General features: G+C 61.4%; 14 protein-coding genes. 12 read left to right on the forward strand and 2 right to left on the reverse strand.

Translation table 11 applies throughout. The features are described 5' to 3' along the window. Positions 1-63 precede the first annotated feature (63 nt). The 4 genes from CUC44_RS18290 to CUC44_RS18305 are packed head-to-tail and all read left to right on the forward strand — an operon-like array spanning position 64 to position 5,239. A complete protein-coding gene (locus CUC44_RS18290) occupies positions 64-2,658 on the forward strand; it encodes a fimbria/pilus outer membrane usher protein (RefSeq protein WP_244166803.1) in 2,595 nt (864 codons plus the stop codon). Then, positions 2,655-3,380 (forward strand): fimbrial biogenesis chaperone, encoded by a 726-nt coding sequence (locus CUC44_RS18295; RefSeq protein WP_100861293.1) that lies wholly within the window; start codon positions 2,655-2,657, stop codon positions 3,378-3,380. The genes CUC44_RS18290 and CUC44_RS18295 overlap by 4 nt, the downstream gene beginning before the upstream one ends. Further along, complete coding sequence (locus tag CUC44_RS18300) at positions 3,373-4,422, forward strand: fimbrial protein (RefSeq protein WP_100861294.1); 1,050 nt, start codon at positions 3,373-3,375, stop codon at positions 4,420-4,422. Before CUC44_RS18295 ends, CUC44_RS18300 begins: the two co-directional genes overlap by 8 nt. A gap of 34 nt (positions 4,423-4,456) precedes the next feature. Further along, entirely contained in the window at positions 4,457-5,239 is a 783-nt protein-coding gene (locus CUC44_RS18305; protein WP_100861295.1) for a BPSS1780 family membrane protein, read from the forward strand. Positions 5,240-5,286: 47 nt separating this feature from the next. Here the strand turns inward: CUC44_RS18305 and CUC44_RS18310 are convergent, their stop codons facing one another. Then, the gene (locus CUC44_RS18310; RefSeq protein ID WP_100861296.1) at positions 5,287-6,192 is read right to left on the reverse strand and encodes a LysR family transcriptional regulator; all 906 of its coding nucleotides are present in this window, start codon (positions 6,190-6,192) and stop codon (positions 5,287-5,289) included. A gap of 122 nt (positions 6,193-6,314) precedes the next feature. On the opposite strand from CUC44_RS18310, the gene CUC44_RS18315 reads away from it, so the two are divergent. The 4 genes from CUC44_RS18315 to oxyR all read left to right on the forward strand — a co-directional run bounded on the left by CUC44_RS18315 (position 6,315) and on the right by oxyR (position 10,731). Then, positions 6,315-7,172, forward strand: coding sequence for a Vmh family MBL fold metallo-hydrolase (locus tag CUC44_RS18315; protein ID WP_100861297.1), 858 nt, complete (start codon positions 6,315-6,317; stop codon positions 7,170-7,172). Between the two features lie 74 nt (positions 7,173-7,246). Continuing rightward, positions 7,247-7,885, forward strand: a complete 639-nt coding sequence (locus tag CUC44_RS18320) for a DsbA family protein (protein WP_100861298.1) — start codon at positions 7,247-7,249, stop codon at positions 7,883-7,885. A gap of 175 nt (positions 7,886-8,060) precedes the next feature. Then, positions 8,061-9,695, forward strand: a complete 1,635-nt coding sequence (locus CUC44_RS18325) for a methyl-accepting chemotaxis protein (protein WP_100861299.1) — start codon at positions 8,061-8,063, stop codon at positions 9,693-9,695. Positions 9,696-9,834: 139 nt separating this feature from the next. Next, a complete protein-coding gene (oxyR, locus tag CUC44_RS18330) occupies positions 9,835-10,731 on the forward strand; it encodes a DNA-binding transcriptional regulator OxyR (RefSeq protein WP_100861300.1) in 897 nt (298 codons plus the stop codon). Between the two features lie 64 nt (positions 10,732-10,795). Here the strand turns inward: oxyR and CUC44_RS18335 are convergent, their stop codons facing one another. Beyond that, on the reverse strand, positions 10,796-13,285 hold the full coding sequence (locus CUC44_RS18335; RefSeq protein WP_100861301.1) for a penicillin-binding protein 1A: 2,490 nt from the start codon (positions 13,283-13,285) through the stop codon (positions 10,796-10,798). A 297-nt stretch (positions 13,286-13,582) separates the two neighbouring features. Between CUC44_RS18335 and tapM the strand changes: the two genes are divergently transcribed. Genes tapM through CUC44_RS18355 form a run of 4 tightly spaced genes read left to right on the forward strand, consistent with a single transcriptional unit; the run spans position 13,583 to position 16,327 of the window. Continuing rightward, positions 13,583-14,644 carry a PilM family type IVa pilus assembly protein TapM gene (gene tapM, locus CUC44_RS18340; protein ID WP_167388948.1) on the forward strand — a complete coding sequence of 354 codons (1,062 nt, stop codon included), beginning with the start codon at positions 13,583-13,585 and terminating at the stop codon, positions 14,642-14,644. After that, positions 14,632-15,201: a PilN family type IV pilus biogenesis protein TapN gene (tapN, locus tag CUC44_RS18345; RefSeq protein WP_100861303.1), complete on the forward strand. Its 570-nt coding sequence runs from the start codon at positions 14,632-14,634 to the stop codon at positions 15,199-15,201. Before tapM ends, tapN begins: the two co-directional genes overlap by 13 nt. Then, complete coding sequence (tapO, locus tag CUC44_RS18350; protein WP_100861304.1) at positions 15,198-15,797, forward strand: PilO family type IV pilus biogenesis protein TapO; 600 nt, start codon at positions 15,198-15,200, stop codon at positions 15,795-15,797. The genes tapN and tapO overlap by 4 nt, the downstream gene beginning before the upstream one ends. 2 nt (positions 15,798-15,799) lie before the next feature. Next, positions 15,800-16,327, forward strand: a complete 528-nt coding sequence (locus CUC44_RS18355) for a pilus assembly protein PilP (RefSeq protein WP_100861305.1) — start codon at positions 15,800-15,802, stop codon at positions 16,325-16,327. The last annotated feature ends 9 nt before the right edge of the window (positions 16,328-16,336 follow it).

Below are 16,336 nucleotides of genomic sequence, written 5' to 3' on the forward strand. Positions count from 1 at the left end.
GGAGCGGGGTGCTTGCCTCCCTTGTCCCGACGCATCCGCCGGCGCTGAGGGGGGAGGTATGTTGTGAATGCCAGCACGCCCCTGAGCTCCTTGCACCATCTGCCTGATGTCGGCTTTTCTCCTGCGGTGGCCTTGGCGACTCGCACCGCTTGTCGGCTGCTGCCGTTATTGCTTTGGCTACCCCTGACTGCCGTTGGCGCAGAGACCCCCAGCTCTAAGAGCCCTCAGGCCGGCGGCTCATCCACGGACGTTGAATTTGACAGCCGGCTGCTCGACAGCCTGGGAGTGAACATAGATCTGGCCCGCTTCGCCCGTGCAGACTTCGTCCCCCTGGGGCTTTATCAGCTCGACATAATCATCAATGGCAAGGAGAGGCTGAGCCAGCAGGTGGAAGTGCGGGCGGGCAAGGATCCCAAGACCCCGCTGTTTTGCTTCAAGCCCGATCAGGTCAAACAGTGGGGGCTGCTGGTGGACAAGCTGCCAGACCAGGCCTCGGTGAAGCGTCAGCTCCAGAGTGACTGCATCTTGGTGGAGTCCCTGGTACCAGGCGCCAGCTTCGCCTTCGATCTGGCGAGCCTGAGCGGCGCCCTCAGCCTGCCCCAGGCCTATGTCGGTCGGGTCAGGCGCGATTATGTCGGCCCGGATCAATGGGTACAGGGGATCAACGCCGCCTTCGTCGGCTACAACGCCAACCTCTATTACAGCGAGCAGGAGGGGAGCGACGAGCAGTTCAGCAACAGCATCAACTTCAATACGGGGATCAACCTGGGGGCCTGGCGGCTGCGCCACAACGGTTCCTGGCAGGGCGATGACGGGGGCAGTTATCAACCCCTCAACAGCTATGTGCAGCGGGACGTGACCTCCCAGACCGCCCAGCTCACCCTGGGGGAGTATTTCACCCCGGGGGACAGCTTCGACAGCGTGCCTTTCATCGGGGTGCAGCTGGCCAGCGACGATGCCATGCTGCCGGATTTTGAGCGAGGCTTCGCCCCCGTGGTACGCGGGGTGGCCCAGAGCAACGCCAGAGTCACCATCCGCCAGGGCAGCGCCCTCATCTACGAGACCCAGGTCGCCCCCGGCGCCTTCGCCATCGACGATCTCTATGCCACCAGTTTTGCCGGAGATCTGGATGTGACCATCACTGAGGCGGATGGCAGCGCGCGCAGCTTCACCCTGCCATTTTCCTCCGTGGTGCAGATGCTGCGAGACGATACCTCCCGCTTCAGTCTGACCCTGGGGCGCTATCGCAACGAGGCCGGTACCGATGGCCCCAATTTTCTGCAAGGCACCTATCGCCGCGGTTTCTCCAACACCCTGACCCTGTATGGCGGCACCATAGCCGCCGAGGACTATGGCGCCCTCTTGGGAGGCGCGGCTCTGGGCTCGGATTATGGCGCCCTGGCCCTCGACATCACAGGCTCTTGGGCGCAGGACTTGCCTGCTGACTCCGGGCTGCCAGAGTCGCTCTCCGGCCAGAGTTACCGCTTCACCTACAGCAAGCAGATGGACCTGACCCAGACCTACTTCACCCTGGCCGCCTATCGCTTCTCCAGCGAAGGGTATCTGGATTTGGCCGATGTGGCGGCGGCCCAGTCGCAAACCTTTGATCAACTGCAGCGGGAGCGCAATCGCTTCCAGCTCAACATCAACCAGCCGATCGGGGAGTGGGGGGACATCTATTTCAATGGCATTCGTCGTGACTACTGGGGTGGCCAGAGCGAGAGCAGCAGCTTCCAGCTTGGCTACAATCGGGGCTTTGACTGGGGTAACCTGACACTCTCGGCCAGCCACTCACTCGATGACGGGGTAGGGGATCAATACATGTTGAGTCTCAGCGTGCCGATAGGCGATCGGCTGGGGGCGCCGCGCCTGAGCAGCACCCTCTCTTATCAGGAGGGGCAAGGTTACAGCGCCAGACTGGATCTCAATGGTGGCTCCCGGGACGGACGCATCTATTACGGGTTATACGGTAGCCAGAGTCAGAGCAACGGCGCCGGTTATCAGGGTTATGGCGCCAACTTGCAATATCAGACGGCGGCGACCCAGCTCGGTGTCTCCACCAGTCAGGGGGAGGGCTATTCCCAGTATGTGGCATCGGCCAAGGGGACCCTGCTGGTGCACAAGGATGGCTGGGTGCTGGGCCAGACCCAGGGGGAGACGATGGCCTTGGTGGAGGCCAAGGGCGCTCAGGGCGCCAAGGTCAGCCATGGGATCGGCAGCGAGGTGGACGGGGACGGCTACGCCGTGCTGGCCGGGCTCAACCCTTATCGCACCAACGTCATCGGCTTGGATCCGACCGGCTTGCCACTGGATGTAGAGATAGATGGCAGCGCCCAGATGGTGGCTCCGCGCCGCGGTGCCATCGTCAAGCTCGATTATGAGACCCATGTCGGCCAGCCGCTGCTGCTCAAGGCGAGGCGTGCGGATGGCAGTGCCCCGCCGTTTGGTGCCGAGGTGCTTGACGCTCATGGCGACTCGGTGGCCGTGGTCGGCCAGGGTGGGCTCATCTTCGTGCGCGGCGAGCAGGCTGTGTTGCATGTGCAGTGGGGCAATGAGCCCGCCCAGCAGTGCCGGCTGGACTATCGGATGCCAAAACCGGATCCCGCCGTGCCCTATCAGCAGGTGGCGGCTCTGTGTGTCACGGCGGTGGGTCCATGAAACGGTTCTGGCTGAGTAGCCTTATCTTGAGCGCCTTGTCGTGGGGAGGGATGGCGGAGGCTGCGCTCAATCTGATGCAGACCCGGGTTATCTATCAGGGTGGAGAGGCAACTCTGCTGGTGCGCAACGACGGCACAGAGCCCAGCCTATTGCAGGCCTGGGTCGATGGAGGAGATGAACAACAGGGGCCCGCCGAGGCCTCGAGCCCCTTCCTGGTGGTGCCTCCCATGATGCGACTGGGGGCGGCGCGGGGACAGACATTGAGGATCCTGGGCTCCGAGCTGGAAAGGCTCCCTCGCGATCGGGAGTCCCTGTTTTGGCTCAATGTGCTGGGGTTGCCCCCCAAGGCGAGTACCTCCCAGGCGAGTGTGCAGCTTGCCTATCGCACCCGCATCAAGCTGTTCTATCGCCCGCCCGGTTTGCAGGGCTCGGCGGCGGAGGCGGTCACCCGGCTTCGCTGGCAGACGCAGGGGCAGGGACTGAGTGTCAGCAACCGGAGCCCTTTTCATATCAGCCTGAGCGAGGTGTTGCTCGAGATAGGTGCTGGGAAGGCCCGTTGGCAACAGGGGGGGCTGATTCCACCCTATGGCATGCTGAAAATCCCCCTACAGGTAGTCGAAACGACTGCCAACAAGGGGAGGGTGCGTTGGATTGACGACAATGGCATCTATCACGAGCAGGGGTTTGTGCTTGGCCAGCAAGGAGGCAACGCGCATGAGTGAACAAACGAGGCAGGGTTGGCCGGGCGGGTCGCACCTCTGGGTGATGGGAGCCTTGCTGCTGGGCTGCCTGCTATGGCAACCCAGGGCCCATGCCGTCAATGGTCAATGTACCAGCGCCTTTGTGGCGACCGGGCCCATCAGTACCACCAATACCCTCTATCAGCCAGGCGATACAGGTAGTGTCACCAATTTTGCAACGACCACCACGGCTACCTGTAACTGCACTGGCATCTCGTTAGGCTTGTTTGTGACCGCTAACTATCAGGGGGTTGAGGCATCTGGCTTGCCTATCATAGGTACGGCCCCGGATACCTATATCAAGCTCAATAACTACTTTGGTCTCAAGGCCGAGTTCAATGCAGCGGGTAGCTATAGGGCTATCCCCTTCAGTGCGAGTACCAGCAGTTTGCTTACAGTGTGCCTGCTCAATGTGGTCGATCTGGCGTTGGGGGGGATTCAGGTCAATGGCGGCCGCTACACCCTCAAGCTGCTAAAGGGGGTCACAGGCACCCAAACCTTCAACGGTACCGTCGCCTATCTGTTCGTCAGACGTTCCAACCTACCCGATACCAGTCCGGCCAATGCCTTCAGCACGCTGGCGATGAATATCAGCGTCACCTCGACCCCGACCTGCCAGTTTCCGGCGGGGACCAATATTCCCATCGATCTCGGCTCTGTGGCCCAGAGTGCCTTTGTGGAGGGGGATGTCCCCAAGGGCTATGCGCCCCGTACCGTCAATGTGAGTGTCACTTGCAGCCAGATCCCGAGCGATTATACGGTCCCGCTCAGCTACAGCTTCGGGGGAGCGCTCACCAGCCAGGATCGCTTTATCACCACCAGCCTGGCCGGGGTCGGGGTGGGCATGCTGGAGCTGAGCACCCAGACCCCTATTCCCTTCGCTACCGCTATCCCTGTACCCTATGCGGCGGCCACCCATAATACCGACTACAAGGTGAGGCTGTACCCGACCAAACTGCCGGGTCAGGTGGTGCGCACCGGCGCCTACACAGGCACCATCATGGTCACGGTGACCGTACCCTGAGGTGTTTTCCGTCCGTTTTACAATGAGGTTGATGATGAACAGTGAACATACCCTGCGCAGCGAACCCAAGCGTCATCCCATAGGACGGGGCTGGGTCTGGGTCCGCACCGGGTTTGATATCTTCAACAAGGGCATGGGCGCCAGCGTGGCCATGATAGCGCTCTGGTTCGTGGTGGGACTGGTGCTGGATCGGCTGCCGGCGGGGGGCTTTATTTCCCAGCTGCTGTACATGGTGTGGGGGGCTGGCTGGGTGGCGGTTGCCCAGCGGGGCTATGCCGGTCATCCCCTCCAGTTTGCCGACTTCTTCGCCGGTTTTCGTCAGCGGTTGACGCCCCTGATACTGGGGGGATTGCTGGTGCTCTGTCTGTTCAGCCTGATCGTGCTGGTCTGCGCCACCCTGCTGCACATGTGGGGGCTGACCGGCTTGCTGTCCCAGGATCCGGAAACCCTGACGCTGACGGTGACACAGGCGCAGGGCTTCCTGCTCTGCCTGTTGCTGGGGCTGGCGTTGATGGTGCCCGTGCTGATGGCCATCACCTTCGCCCCCGCCCTCATCTTCTTCCATGGGGTGGGGGTCTGGCAGGCCGCAAGGCTCAGCTTCAAGGGCTGTCTGCGCAACATGTGGCCCTTCCTCTGGTGGGGGTTGCTTGGGGCCGTGCTGATACTGTTTGGCGTCATCTTGTTCCTGGTGGGCCTGCTGGTGGTGTTGCCCGCCATCAACTACTCCATCTACGCGGCCTATCGCGACATCTATCTGGAGGAGTCTGAGGTTACGGAGCAGGCGCCTCCCGCCAAGGAGTTTGGCTTCGAGGCATAAGCCAGTCGCCGTGAATGAAACGGGGCCCGCAGGCCCCGTTTTGCTGTCTAGGTTTCGGCCTGCCAGAGGGGATCCCCGGCCATGCGCTCGATGAGAAAATCGAGGAAGCTGCGCAGCAGGGGAGACATCTGCTTGCGGGTGCCATAGATGCCGTAGACGCCGAGTTGCTTGGGCTGCCATTCGGTCAGCAGGGGTACCAGGGCGCCGCTCGCAAGCTCCGTTTGTACCGAGTAGCGCGGCTGCAGGCTGATGCCGGCCCCGTCCAGAGTTGCCTTGAGCAGCAGGTTGGAGATGTTGGCACTGAGATTGCCGCTCACCGGCACGGATTCCGGGCTATGGGAGCCCTGAAACTCCCACAGGCTCTTGCCGAAATAGGTGTAGGTGAGGCAGTTGTGCAGGGCCAGCTCCTGCACCTGCTGCGGGGTGCCGTGGCGCGCCAGATAGGCGGGGCTGGCACAGACCACCGAATGGCAGGTGCCGAGGCGGCGGGCCACCAGATTGGGATCCAGATCATTGGTGATGCGCACGGCGAGATCGATACGCTCCTCCACCAGGTTGACGGTTCTGTCCAGCAGCAGGATGTCGATGGCCGTGCCGGGGTAGCGGGCCAGGTAGTCGTTGGCCGCCCGCACCAGCAGGGCCTCCGAGATGGAGTAGCTGCTGGTGATGCGCAGCTGACCCTTGGGGGCCTCGTCACTGCGGCTGGCGAGCTGCTCCATCTCTTCCCCTAGGGTCAGCATGGCCCTGGCCCGGTTCAGCGCCTCTTCCCCCGGCCCGGTGAGGCTGAGCCGGCGGGTGGTGCGATGCAGCAAACGGGCGCCCATCCAGCGCTCCAGCTCCGCCAGATAGCGCGACACCATGGCCCGCGACATCTCCAGTTTTTCCCCCGCACCGCTCAGGCTGCCCTGCTCGATCACGCAGACGAATACCCGCAACGCCGTCAGTCGATCCATGTTTGGTCCCCAATATGCTCGATATGTGCAACAGTCATGCGCTCATTATGCGGTATTTGCACCGATAAGGTTCCAATAAACTAGCCCTACTCGATGCACAACGACCCAATGAGGCTTACCCGATGAATACCACACTGCGAACCCTGACCCTGGCCACTACCCTGCTCAGCGGCGCCGCCCTGGCGGGCCCCCTGACCGTGACCGTTTACAACCCCGGTGAGAAGGCCATCTTCCCCGTCTCCTCCGAGCTGGTGAGCGGCGACAAGGAGGCCATCCTCATCGACGCCCAGTTCGGGGTCAAGGATGGCAAGGCGCTGGTGGATCTGATCAAGCAAAGCGGCAAGAAGCTCACCACCGTCTACATCAGCGGCGGGGATCCGGACTACTACTTCGGCTTGGAACCCATCAAGGCCGCCTTCCCCGAGGTGAAGAGCCTGGCAAGCCAGCATGTGGTGGACCATATCAAGCAGACCAAGGATGCCAAGCTGGCCTACTGGGGTCCCATCCTCGCCGAGCAGGCTCCCAAGCAGCTGATCGTACCCCAGGTGATGACGGCGTCCCAGCTGACTCTGGAGGGCAAGACGATCGAGATCAAGGCCATGAATACCCCGAGCGCCTATCTGTGGGTGCCCTCCATCAAGGCGGCCCTGGGCGGCGTGCCGGTATACGGCAACACCCATGTGTGGATGGCGGACAGCCAGACGAAGGAGGCGCGGGCGCAGTGGGTTGAGACCCTCAACGAGCTGCTGGCACTCAAGCCTGTGCGGGTCGTGCCTGGCCACTTCCTCGGGGCTGAACCCAAGGGCGCCGAGGCGGTGACCTTCACCCGCGACTATGTACTGAACTTCGAGCAGGCCCTGGCCAAGGCCAAGGGCTCGACCGAGCTGGTGGATGCTCTGAAGCAGGCCTACCCCGCGCTGCCGCTGGACGATGGCCTGACCATAGGGGCCAAGGTCGCGACCGGCGAGATGAAGTGGTAATTGCCTGAGTCTGTTCCCTGTGTTTTTTTGCCGGGCAGTCGTTGCCCGGTTTTTTGATTTTCTGGAGTGAGCCCATGAACGAGATGACCCTGCATTATGTCTATGACCCCCTCTGTGGCTGGTGTTATGGCGCCGCCCCCCTGCTCGAGGCTGCGGCCCGGATCCCGGGGTTGAAGATTGCCTTGCATGCCGGTGGCCTCTGGCTCGGCGAACGTCGTCAGCCCATGGGGGCGGCACTGCGTGACTATGTGAGGCCCCACGACGAGCGCATTCAGGCCCTGACCGGTCAGCCGTTTGGGCAGCGCTATTTCGATGAACTGCTGCTCAAGGACGGCTTGCTGCTCGACTCCGAGCCCCCCATTCGCGCCATCCTGGCGGTGAGTGCCCTGGGAGGGGATGGTCTGGCCATGCTGCATCGCATCCAGCAGTCCCACTATCGCGACGGTCAGTGGGTGGGTTCCCTCGCTCATCTGACGGCGCTCGCGCTGGAGCAGGGGATCACGGCTGCGGCGTTCGAGCAGGCCTATCAGAACGTGAACCTGAGTGCGCATCTGGCCGAGAGCCAGGGTTTGCTGCGCCGTTTCGGTGGACAGGGCTATCCCACATTGGGACTGATGCAGGGCGAGCATCTGGTTCCGCTGCCCCTCACCACTTTCCTCGGAGACCCCGCGGCCTTCACCGATTATCTCGCTGCGCAGATGAGGCAGCTATAACCACAATATGGATAGGTGATCTGGTCTGAACAGTGTTTTTGCGTGTCGGTATGGACTCATGCTTAACCTGAGGCTGACGATATAGGGAGATGCAGCTAGATTTATCTCCGTGTGAATAGTCATCATTTGGGTATGAAATACCCAGATACATCTCAGGTCGTCAAGGATACGCATCATGTTCAAAAACATGTCAATTAGTCAGAAGTTGAGCGCTGGATTCGCCACCCTGGCCGTGCTGGTGGTCGCACTGGCGTGGTTTTCGGTGTCGCAATTATCGGGGCTCTTTCGTGACACGACCCTGATCACGGGCAACCTGATCCCGAGCATGCAGGCCGCCAACCAGATGGAGACCTCCCTGCTCAATGCTCGCCGGGCCGAGCTGAACATGGTGATCTCCGGGCAAGATAAGGAGGGGGTGGCACGCTATGACAAGGTCTATCAGGCGGCCAAGCAGGAGTTTGCCAGCGCCGCCCAGGCCTATGCGGCCCTGCCCTTTACGTCGGCCCAGGAAGAGCAGGAGTTCAAGGCGCTCACGGTCGCGGCAACGCAATATTTCGAAGCCCATGACGAGCTCGCCGCCGCGCTGCAACAAGGGGATATGGGCAGGGTCATGTCCCTGCGCGAAGGGGTCACCATGACAGCCCTGGTCGCCGTCAGCAAGAAGGCCCTGGTGCTGCGGGACATCAACGACAAGGTTGCCCGCAACATGACGGCCACCATCGAGGGGGTATATGAAAACTCCAGGACGCTCAGCATCCTCATAGGCTTCTTCACTGTGGTGTTCGTGGTGGTGGTGGCCTGGCTGCTGACGCGGCTCATCCGCAACCCTGTCATGCTGCTGCTGGCCCAGACCCAGAAGGTCTCGGGCGGGGATCTGGCGACCCGGCTCGATCTGAACCTGTTCAACAACGACGAACTGGGGCAGCTGGCCAAGGGCTTTGGCGAGATGCAGGATCGCCTGCGCAGCCTGGTCAGCGAGGTGTCCGGCTCGGTAGTGCAGCTCAGCTCGGCCGCCGAGGAGATAAGCGTGGTGGCCAAGCAGTCGGCGACCAGCATGAACAGTCAGCAGCATGAGCTGAATCAGTTGGCGACGGCCATGAACGAGATGCAGGCGACGGTGCAGGAGGTCTCCCGCAACACCAACGAGGCGGCGGAAGCGGCCACCCAGGCGAGCGGCACCGCCGAGCAGGGGGCCCACACCGTCAACGATTCCATCGTGCGAATTGAGCAGGTCGCCTCCGCCATCGAGAGCACAGCCGAGGTTATCCACCAGTTAGGCGAAGACAGCCGCAACATCGGCATGGTGCTGGAGGTGATCCGCGGTATCGCCGAGCAGACCAACCTGCTGGCCCTCAACGCCGCCATCGAGGCGGCCCGGGCCGGCGAGCAGGGCCGTGGATTCGCGGTGGTGGCGGACGAGGTGCGCACGCTGGCGAAACGAACCCAGGACTCCACCGCCCAGATCAACACCATCATCTCCGAGCTGCAGCAACGGGCGGAGCAGGCCGGCAGCACCATGCAGCAGAGCCAGACGCTGATGCAGGCCACCGTGGGCACGGCGCGGGAGGCGGGAGCCTCCATCACCGAGATCAGCGGCTCGGTGGAGAGCATCTCCCAGATGAACATCCAGATAGCGACGGCGACCGAGGAGCAGGGGGCGGTGAGTGAGGAGCTCAATCGCAATGTGGTCAACATCAGCCATGCCTCGGAGGAGGTGGTGGCCGGGGCGACCCAGATGGCGGCCGCCTGCAACGATCTCAATCAGCTGGCCACCCAGCTGCAGGAGATGGTGCGCCGCTTCAGGGTGTGATTATATCCCTGTGCACAGCATTGAGCGGGCCTGGACGAGCGTTCAGGCCCGTTTCCTTTTATCCCCCATGGACATCCCTTGTCCCGTCGCCCGTTCTTGGGCATGCTAGCGAACTCATTGATTGGCCGGATGCAGTTGTATGAACCTTCGCGATCTCGAGTACCTGGTAGCGCTGGAAGAGGAGAAGCACTTTCGCAAGGCGGCGGAGCGCTGCTTCGTCAGCCAGCCGACCCTGAGCGGCCAGCTGCGCAAGCTGGAAGACGAGCTGGGGGTGATCCTCATCGAGCGCACCTCCCGCAAGGTGCTGTTCACCCCCGCCGGTGACGCCATGGCCCAGCAGGCTCGCAAGGTGCTCAAGGAGGTGCGTGAGCTGAAAAGCATAGGCCAGCACTTCGCTGAGCCCATGTCCGGCGAGATCCACATCGGCTTCATTCCCACCGTCGGCCCCTACCTGCTGCCTCACATCATTCAGGACTTGCGAGAACACTTCCCCAAGCTGGAGTTCTACCTCTATGAGGAGCAGACCCAGGCGCTGTTGAAACGGCTGGAGGAGGGGACCCTGGATTGCATCATTCTGGCGGAGCTGGAAGGGATGGAAGGATTCGGTTCACTCCAGCTCTATCAGGAGTCCATGTGGCTCGCAGTGCCCCAGCAGCACCCGGAGGCTCAGGCTAGATCGGTGCCGCTACACAACCTCAAGGGCAAGAAACTGCTGATGCTGGCCGATGGCCACTGTCTGCGGGAGCAGGCGATGGGTTTTTGCTTCGCCGCCGGCATTGGCGAGGATCAGCGTTTCAAGGGCACCAGTCTCGAGACACTGCGCAACATGGTGGCGGCGGGCAGCGGCCTGACCCTGATCCCCAAACTCGCCGTGCCGACCCAGCCGGAAGAGGGGGGGGTGAGCTACCGACCCGTGGTCGACCCTGTTCCCGGCCGCACCATTTCACTGCTTTATCGTCATTATTCAGTGCGAAGACCCTGCTTCAACGAGCTGGCCGCTCGCATCTCTCTGTTGGTGAAACCTTTGTTGGTGTGATCTGCTAATGGAGACATAAAAAAACCGGCGCCTGGGCGCCGGTTTTTTTGTCTGCGGATGCTGCTTAGAAGATGTCGTCGGTGGAGACAGGACCATCGCTGCTGGAGCCATCGCCCCCGTAGACCTGGTTGCCATCGGAGAGCTGGCTCGCGTAGCGGGTCGGCTCTGTGCCTTCCTTGAAGAACTCTTCCATGGTGCTGCCATCGTTGCGGTTGGTCAAAAGACCTGTCTCGCGATCGATGCGCACCTGCATGATGCCCTCGGGCACCGGCATCTTGCGCTCCGGGATCTGCTTGAGCGCGGTCTTCATGAAGTCGATCCAGATGGGCTGGGCGGCGCCGCCCCCGAACTCGGCCCGGCCGAGGCCGCGCTGGTGGTTGTCAAAGCCGATCCAGGAGGTGGCCACCAGGTTCGGGGTATAGCCGGAGAACCAGGCATCCCGCGATTCGTTGGTGGTCCCTGTCTTGCCCGAGATGTCGTGACGCTTGAGGTCACGAGCCGCGCGCCAACCGGTACCACGCCAGCCGTTGCCACCCCAGATGGCGGTGGTCAGGGTGTCGGTCACCAGGAAGGCACTCTGGGCGCTGATGGTCTGCGGCGCCATGTTGTTGGGCACCACGGGATCGATCGGGCACTGGGCCTTCCAGTCGCCCACGGTATTGAGGTAGGCATCGGCGCTGTCGAGACCGGCGGCGGCCAGCACGCCGCAGTCGCGGCAGGCGGCGGCCGGGTTGGCCTGATACAGGGGAGTGCCGAAGCTGTCGGTCACTTCGGTGATGAAGTATGGGGTGACCTGGAAGCCGCCGTTGGCCAGCACGGAATAACCGCGCACCACTTCCAGCGGGGTGAACTCGGCGGCGCCGAGGGCCAGGGATTCGTTGGCCGAGATGTGATCCCGGGCGAAGCCGAAGCGGGTCAGACCGTCGATATAGGTATCCAGCCCGATGGCGCGCATCAGGCGCACCGACATCACGTTCTTGGACTTGGCGAGACCGAGGCGCAAGGTGGTGGGGCCTTCATAGATGGCCGGGGAGTTCTTGGGCTGCCACATGGGGCCCTTGGCCGGATCCCACTGGTTGATCGGCGCATCGTTGATGAGCGACGCCAGGGTGTAGCCCTGCTCCAGCGCGGTGGCGTAGAGGAAGGGCTTGATGTTGGAGCCGACCTGACGGCGCGCCTGATCGACCCGGTTGAACTTGGACAGCTCGAAGCTGAAGCCGCCGACCAGGGCTTCGATGGCGCCGTCCTGCGGGTTCATGGCCACCAGGGCGGCATTGACGTCGGGGATCTGGGAGAGCAGCAGCTCTTCGCCCTTTTCACGCACCCAGATCTGGGCGCCGACCTTGAGCACATCCCGCGCCGATTTCGGTGCATAGCTCTGGCGATCATCCGTGATGAAGGCGCGCGCCCACTTGATGCCGTTCCAACCGAGCTCGGCCTGCTTGCCGTTTTTGAGCACCAGGGTGGCACTCTTGTCGGTCAGCTTGGTGACCACGGCCGCCATCAGGGGCTGGTAAGTGGGTTGCTTGGCCAGGTGGGCCATGATCTGCTCATAGTCCCAGGCAGGCTCTCCCGCCTTCCACAGCAGGGCGGTCGGGCCGCGATAACCATGGCGAGTGTCGTAGTCGAATACGCCATCCAGCAGGGCCTGGTGGGCGGCGCGCTGACGCTTGGCGGTGACAGTGGTGTAGACGTGCAGCCCCATGGTGTAGGCGTCTTCCCCAAACTGCTCCACCATCTTCTGGCGCACCATCTCGCTCAGATAAGGGGCGTTCAGGGTGGTCTCGGCGCCATGATAGCGGGCCTTGACCGGCATCTTGGAGGCTTCGTCAAACTGGGCCTGGGTGATCTTGCCGGTCTCCAGCATGCGTCCCAGCACCACGTTGCGGCGGGCAAAGGCCCGCTCCGGGGAGCGAATGGGGTTGAGCATGGAGGGGGCCTTGGGCAGGCCGGCGATGATGGCGATCTGATCCAGGGTCAGGTCTTTGACGTCTTTACCGAAGTAAACCTGGGCGGCGGCGCCGACCCCGAAAGCGCGGTAGCCGAGGGGGATCTTGTTGAGATAGAGCGTCAGGATCTCGTCTTTGGAGAGATTCTGCTCGATGCGCCAGGCCAGGAACACTTCCTTGACCTTGCGCACGAGAGTCTTCTCGTTGCTCAGAAAGAAGTTGCGCGCCACTTGCTGGGTGATGGTACTGGCGCCCTGACGGGCCTGGCCGGAGACGGCCCAGACGGTGGCGGCCCGGATGATGCCGATGGGATCGATACCCGGGTGCTCATAGAAGCGGGCATCCTCGGTGGCGAGTACCGCATCGATCATGGACTGGGGAATTTCGTCCAGGCGCAAGGGGATGCGACGAATTTCGCCAAATTGGGAGATCAATTCCCCGTCCCGGCTGTACACCTTCATCGGGGTGGCCAGTTTGACATCGCGCAGTGCGCTCACATCTGGCAGCTGGGGCTTGATGTAGAAGTAGATGCCGATGAGGCTGGCAACACCCAGCACAGCACCCAGCATCATGACAATAAACAGGCGAACGAGCCATTTCAGCATGGAAGAACTACCAATCGTCTTAAAATTAGCCAACGGGCGCAGAGTATAGCCTTTTTACCCCCGCAGATTCGAGATTTTCCTGTCCACTGAGCTGGACCAGAAGAAGAGGCGCGAGGGTAGCACTCCATGGCGCAATTACCAAGGGGAGGGCGGCCGTGGCGGAAAGGAGAGCCGCGTCAATTTTTGACATAAACTTTATGACATTGATAGATAGAGCATTATATTGAGTTAAGTCATCACCCCGTGATGAGCTGTCCTACAATAAGTCCTAAAACCCAATAACGCATGGATGTGTATATGTTTGGGCTATTCAGCAAAGGATCCCTCCTCTCCTTGGCGGGCATTGATTTTGGCAGTCAAACCATCAAGGCCGTCACCCTCAGCGGACGTCCCGGCAAGTTGCATCTCGAATCCGTCGCCGAGATAGCCATGCCCAAGGGCACGCTGGTCGATTACCAATTGCAGGATATCGAACGGGTCAGCCAGTCCCTCAAGTCCCTCAAGCGCCTCATCCAGGGGGATTGCCAATACGTGGCCACCGCGGTCACCGGCTCCAACGTCATCACCAAGGTCATCCAGGTCGACGCCAGGATCAACGACAACGAGCTGGAGAACCAGGTCAGGCTGGAGGCGGAGCAGATTATCCCGTTCCCCCTCGACGAGGTCAGCCTGGATTTCGAGATCCTCGGCATGACGGCCGATGAGACCCGCCAGGAGGTGCTGCTCAGTGCCGCCCGCACCGAGAGCGTCAGTGGCCGGGTCAGTGCCCTGACCGAAGCCGAGATGAGCACCAAGGTCGTGGATGTGGGGGCTCATGCGCTGGGCCGTGCCGTGTTGGCCTGCCTGCCCGAACTGCAGGCATGGGGCAAACCGGTCGGCATCGTCGATATCGGCGCCAGCGCCATGACCTTTGCCGCCATGCTGAAGGGCCAGGTGATCTACTCCCGCCTGCAGAACTTTGGTGGCGATCAATACAGCCAGGCACTGGCCTCCTTTTACAGCATGAGCCTGGAGGAAGCTGAACAGGCTAAGACTCAAGGCTCCCTGCCGGTCGACCATGAGGCGGATGTGCTCCTGCCCCATCTCAATACGCTCGTGCTGCAGGTCAGGCGCAATGTGCAACTGTTTTGCAGCTCGTCTGGCAACAAGGAGGTTCCCAAGCTGGTACTGACGGGAGGGGGCAGCCTGCTGCCGGGATTGGTTGAGCAGGTAGCGCGTGAGCTCAATTGTGAGGTCTCTCACCCCGATCCCTTTGCGCTCTTTGGCAAGCCCAAGGGAGAAGGGGGACTCGCGCATGGGGCCAAATACATGGCCGCACTGGGTCTGGCACTGCGGAGCTTCACACCATGTCAAATATAAACCTCCTGCCCTGGCGAGCCGCCAGGGCTCAGCGCCAGAAGAAGCAATTCGGCGTGCTGATAGGTCTTTTCCTGGCGGCGACGGCCTCCTTGGCATTTGCCATCGACTGGCTGGTGGTGCGGCAAATAGATCACCAACAGCAGCGCAATCAACGGCTGCTGCAGGAGATGACCCTGCTCGATGCCCAGCTCGGCGAGATCCGGCTGCTCAAGGAGCGGCGCAAGGAGCTGATCGATCGCATGCAGCTCATCGAGCAGTTGCAGACGCGGCGCAACATACCTGTGCGTCTGTTCAATCAGCTCCCGGTGCTGGTGCCTAACGGGGTCTATCTCAATACCCTGGCGCTGCAGGCCAACCGGATCGATGTCAATGGCAAGGCGGAAGCCTATGGCCGGGTCGCCAGCATGATGCGCCGTATCGATGGCTCCGGCTGGCTCGGTCAATCCCAGATCAGCACCATCTTCACGGCCGACGTAGCGCCCGTTGCTCTTAGCCAGTTCTCCATGATGTTCCAGATTGCCAGCACGACCCTGGATGCGGCTAAGGGGCAAGAATGAATCTACAACAGCTCAATGAACTGGATCTCAATGACATAGCGCGCTGGCCCAAGGTCGCCAAGGGGATCTTCATCCTGCTTTGCTGTGCCCTGCTTGGTGGCGCCATTTATTACTATGTGATAGCGACGTCGCTGACGGCATTGCGCCAGGAAGCGGCCAAGGAGGCCGAGTTGAAGGCCCAGTTCGAGAGCAAGGCCATGCTGGCTGCCAACCTGGAGGCGTACAAGAAGCAGATGGTGCAGCTTGAACATCTGGTCGATACCCAGCTCAAGCAACTGCCCAATACCCATGAGGTGGCCGGGCTGCTGGATGACATCAGCTTCATCGCCACCAATAACGGGCTCAAATTGAACCGGATCAATTGGGAAGCCGAGGTTCAACACGAGTTTTCAACCGAGCTGCCCATGCGCATCGAGGTGGTCGGTACCTACCACGAACTCGGCAAGTTCACGGCCGATATGGCGGCCTTGCCCCGTATCGTGATCCTCGAATCATTCATGCTCAGTCAAAGCCAGGGTGAGAGCGAGATGATCGGCATGTCCATGCTGGCCAAGACCTACAAGTACAACGGTAAAACAGTGGGGCAGCAGCCATGAAGATGAGAGCGCTCTGCATCTTGTTACCCGCCCTGCTGCTGTCGGCCTGTGGTGGGCAGGAGGACATGGATGAATACGTGCTGCAGACCAAGGCAAGGCAGCCAATTCCCATCGAGCCACTACCCGAGATAAAGCCGTTTTCTCCCATGGTGTATCAGCGCAATGATGAGCGCAGTCCCTTCATCGAGCCGCAGCCCGAGACCAGCTCCAAGATAGATGACAAGGTCAAGCCGGACTGTGCCCAGATAGTGGCCAGCCGGGAGAAAGAGGTGCTGGAGCGTTATTCATTGGCTAGTCTGAGCATGAAGGGCTCGATTGGGAAACAAGGACAGCTGTGGGCCTTGATCAATACGCCAGACGGACAGGCAGTGCGGGTCGGGCTGAATCAATACATGGGGCTGGATCAGGGAAGAATCATCAAGATAACAAACACTCATGTTGACTTGATGGAGACGGTACCGGATGGCAAAGGATGCTGGGTCACGCGAGAAACTCAGCTGGCCATGGCCAATCTCGACGCAAAACTATGATCAGGGATG

Origin of the sequence: Aeromonas lusitana, from assembly GCF_002812985.1 — a bacterium.
GTDB lineage: Bacteria > Pseudomonadota > Gammaproteobacteria > Enterobacterales > Aeromonadaceae > Aeromonas > Aeromonas lusitana.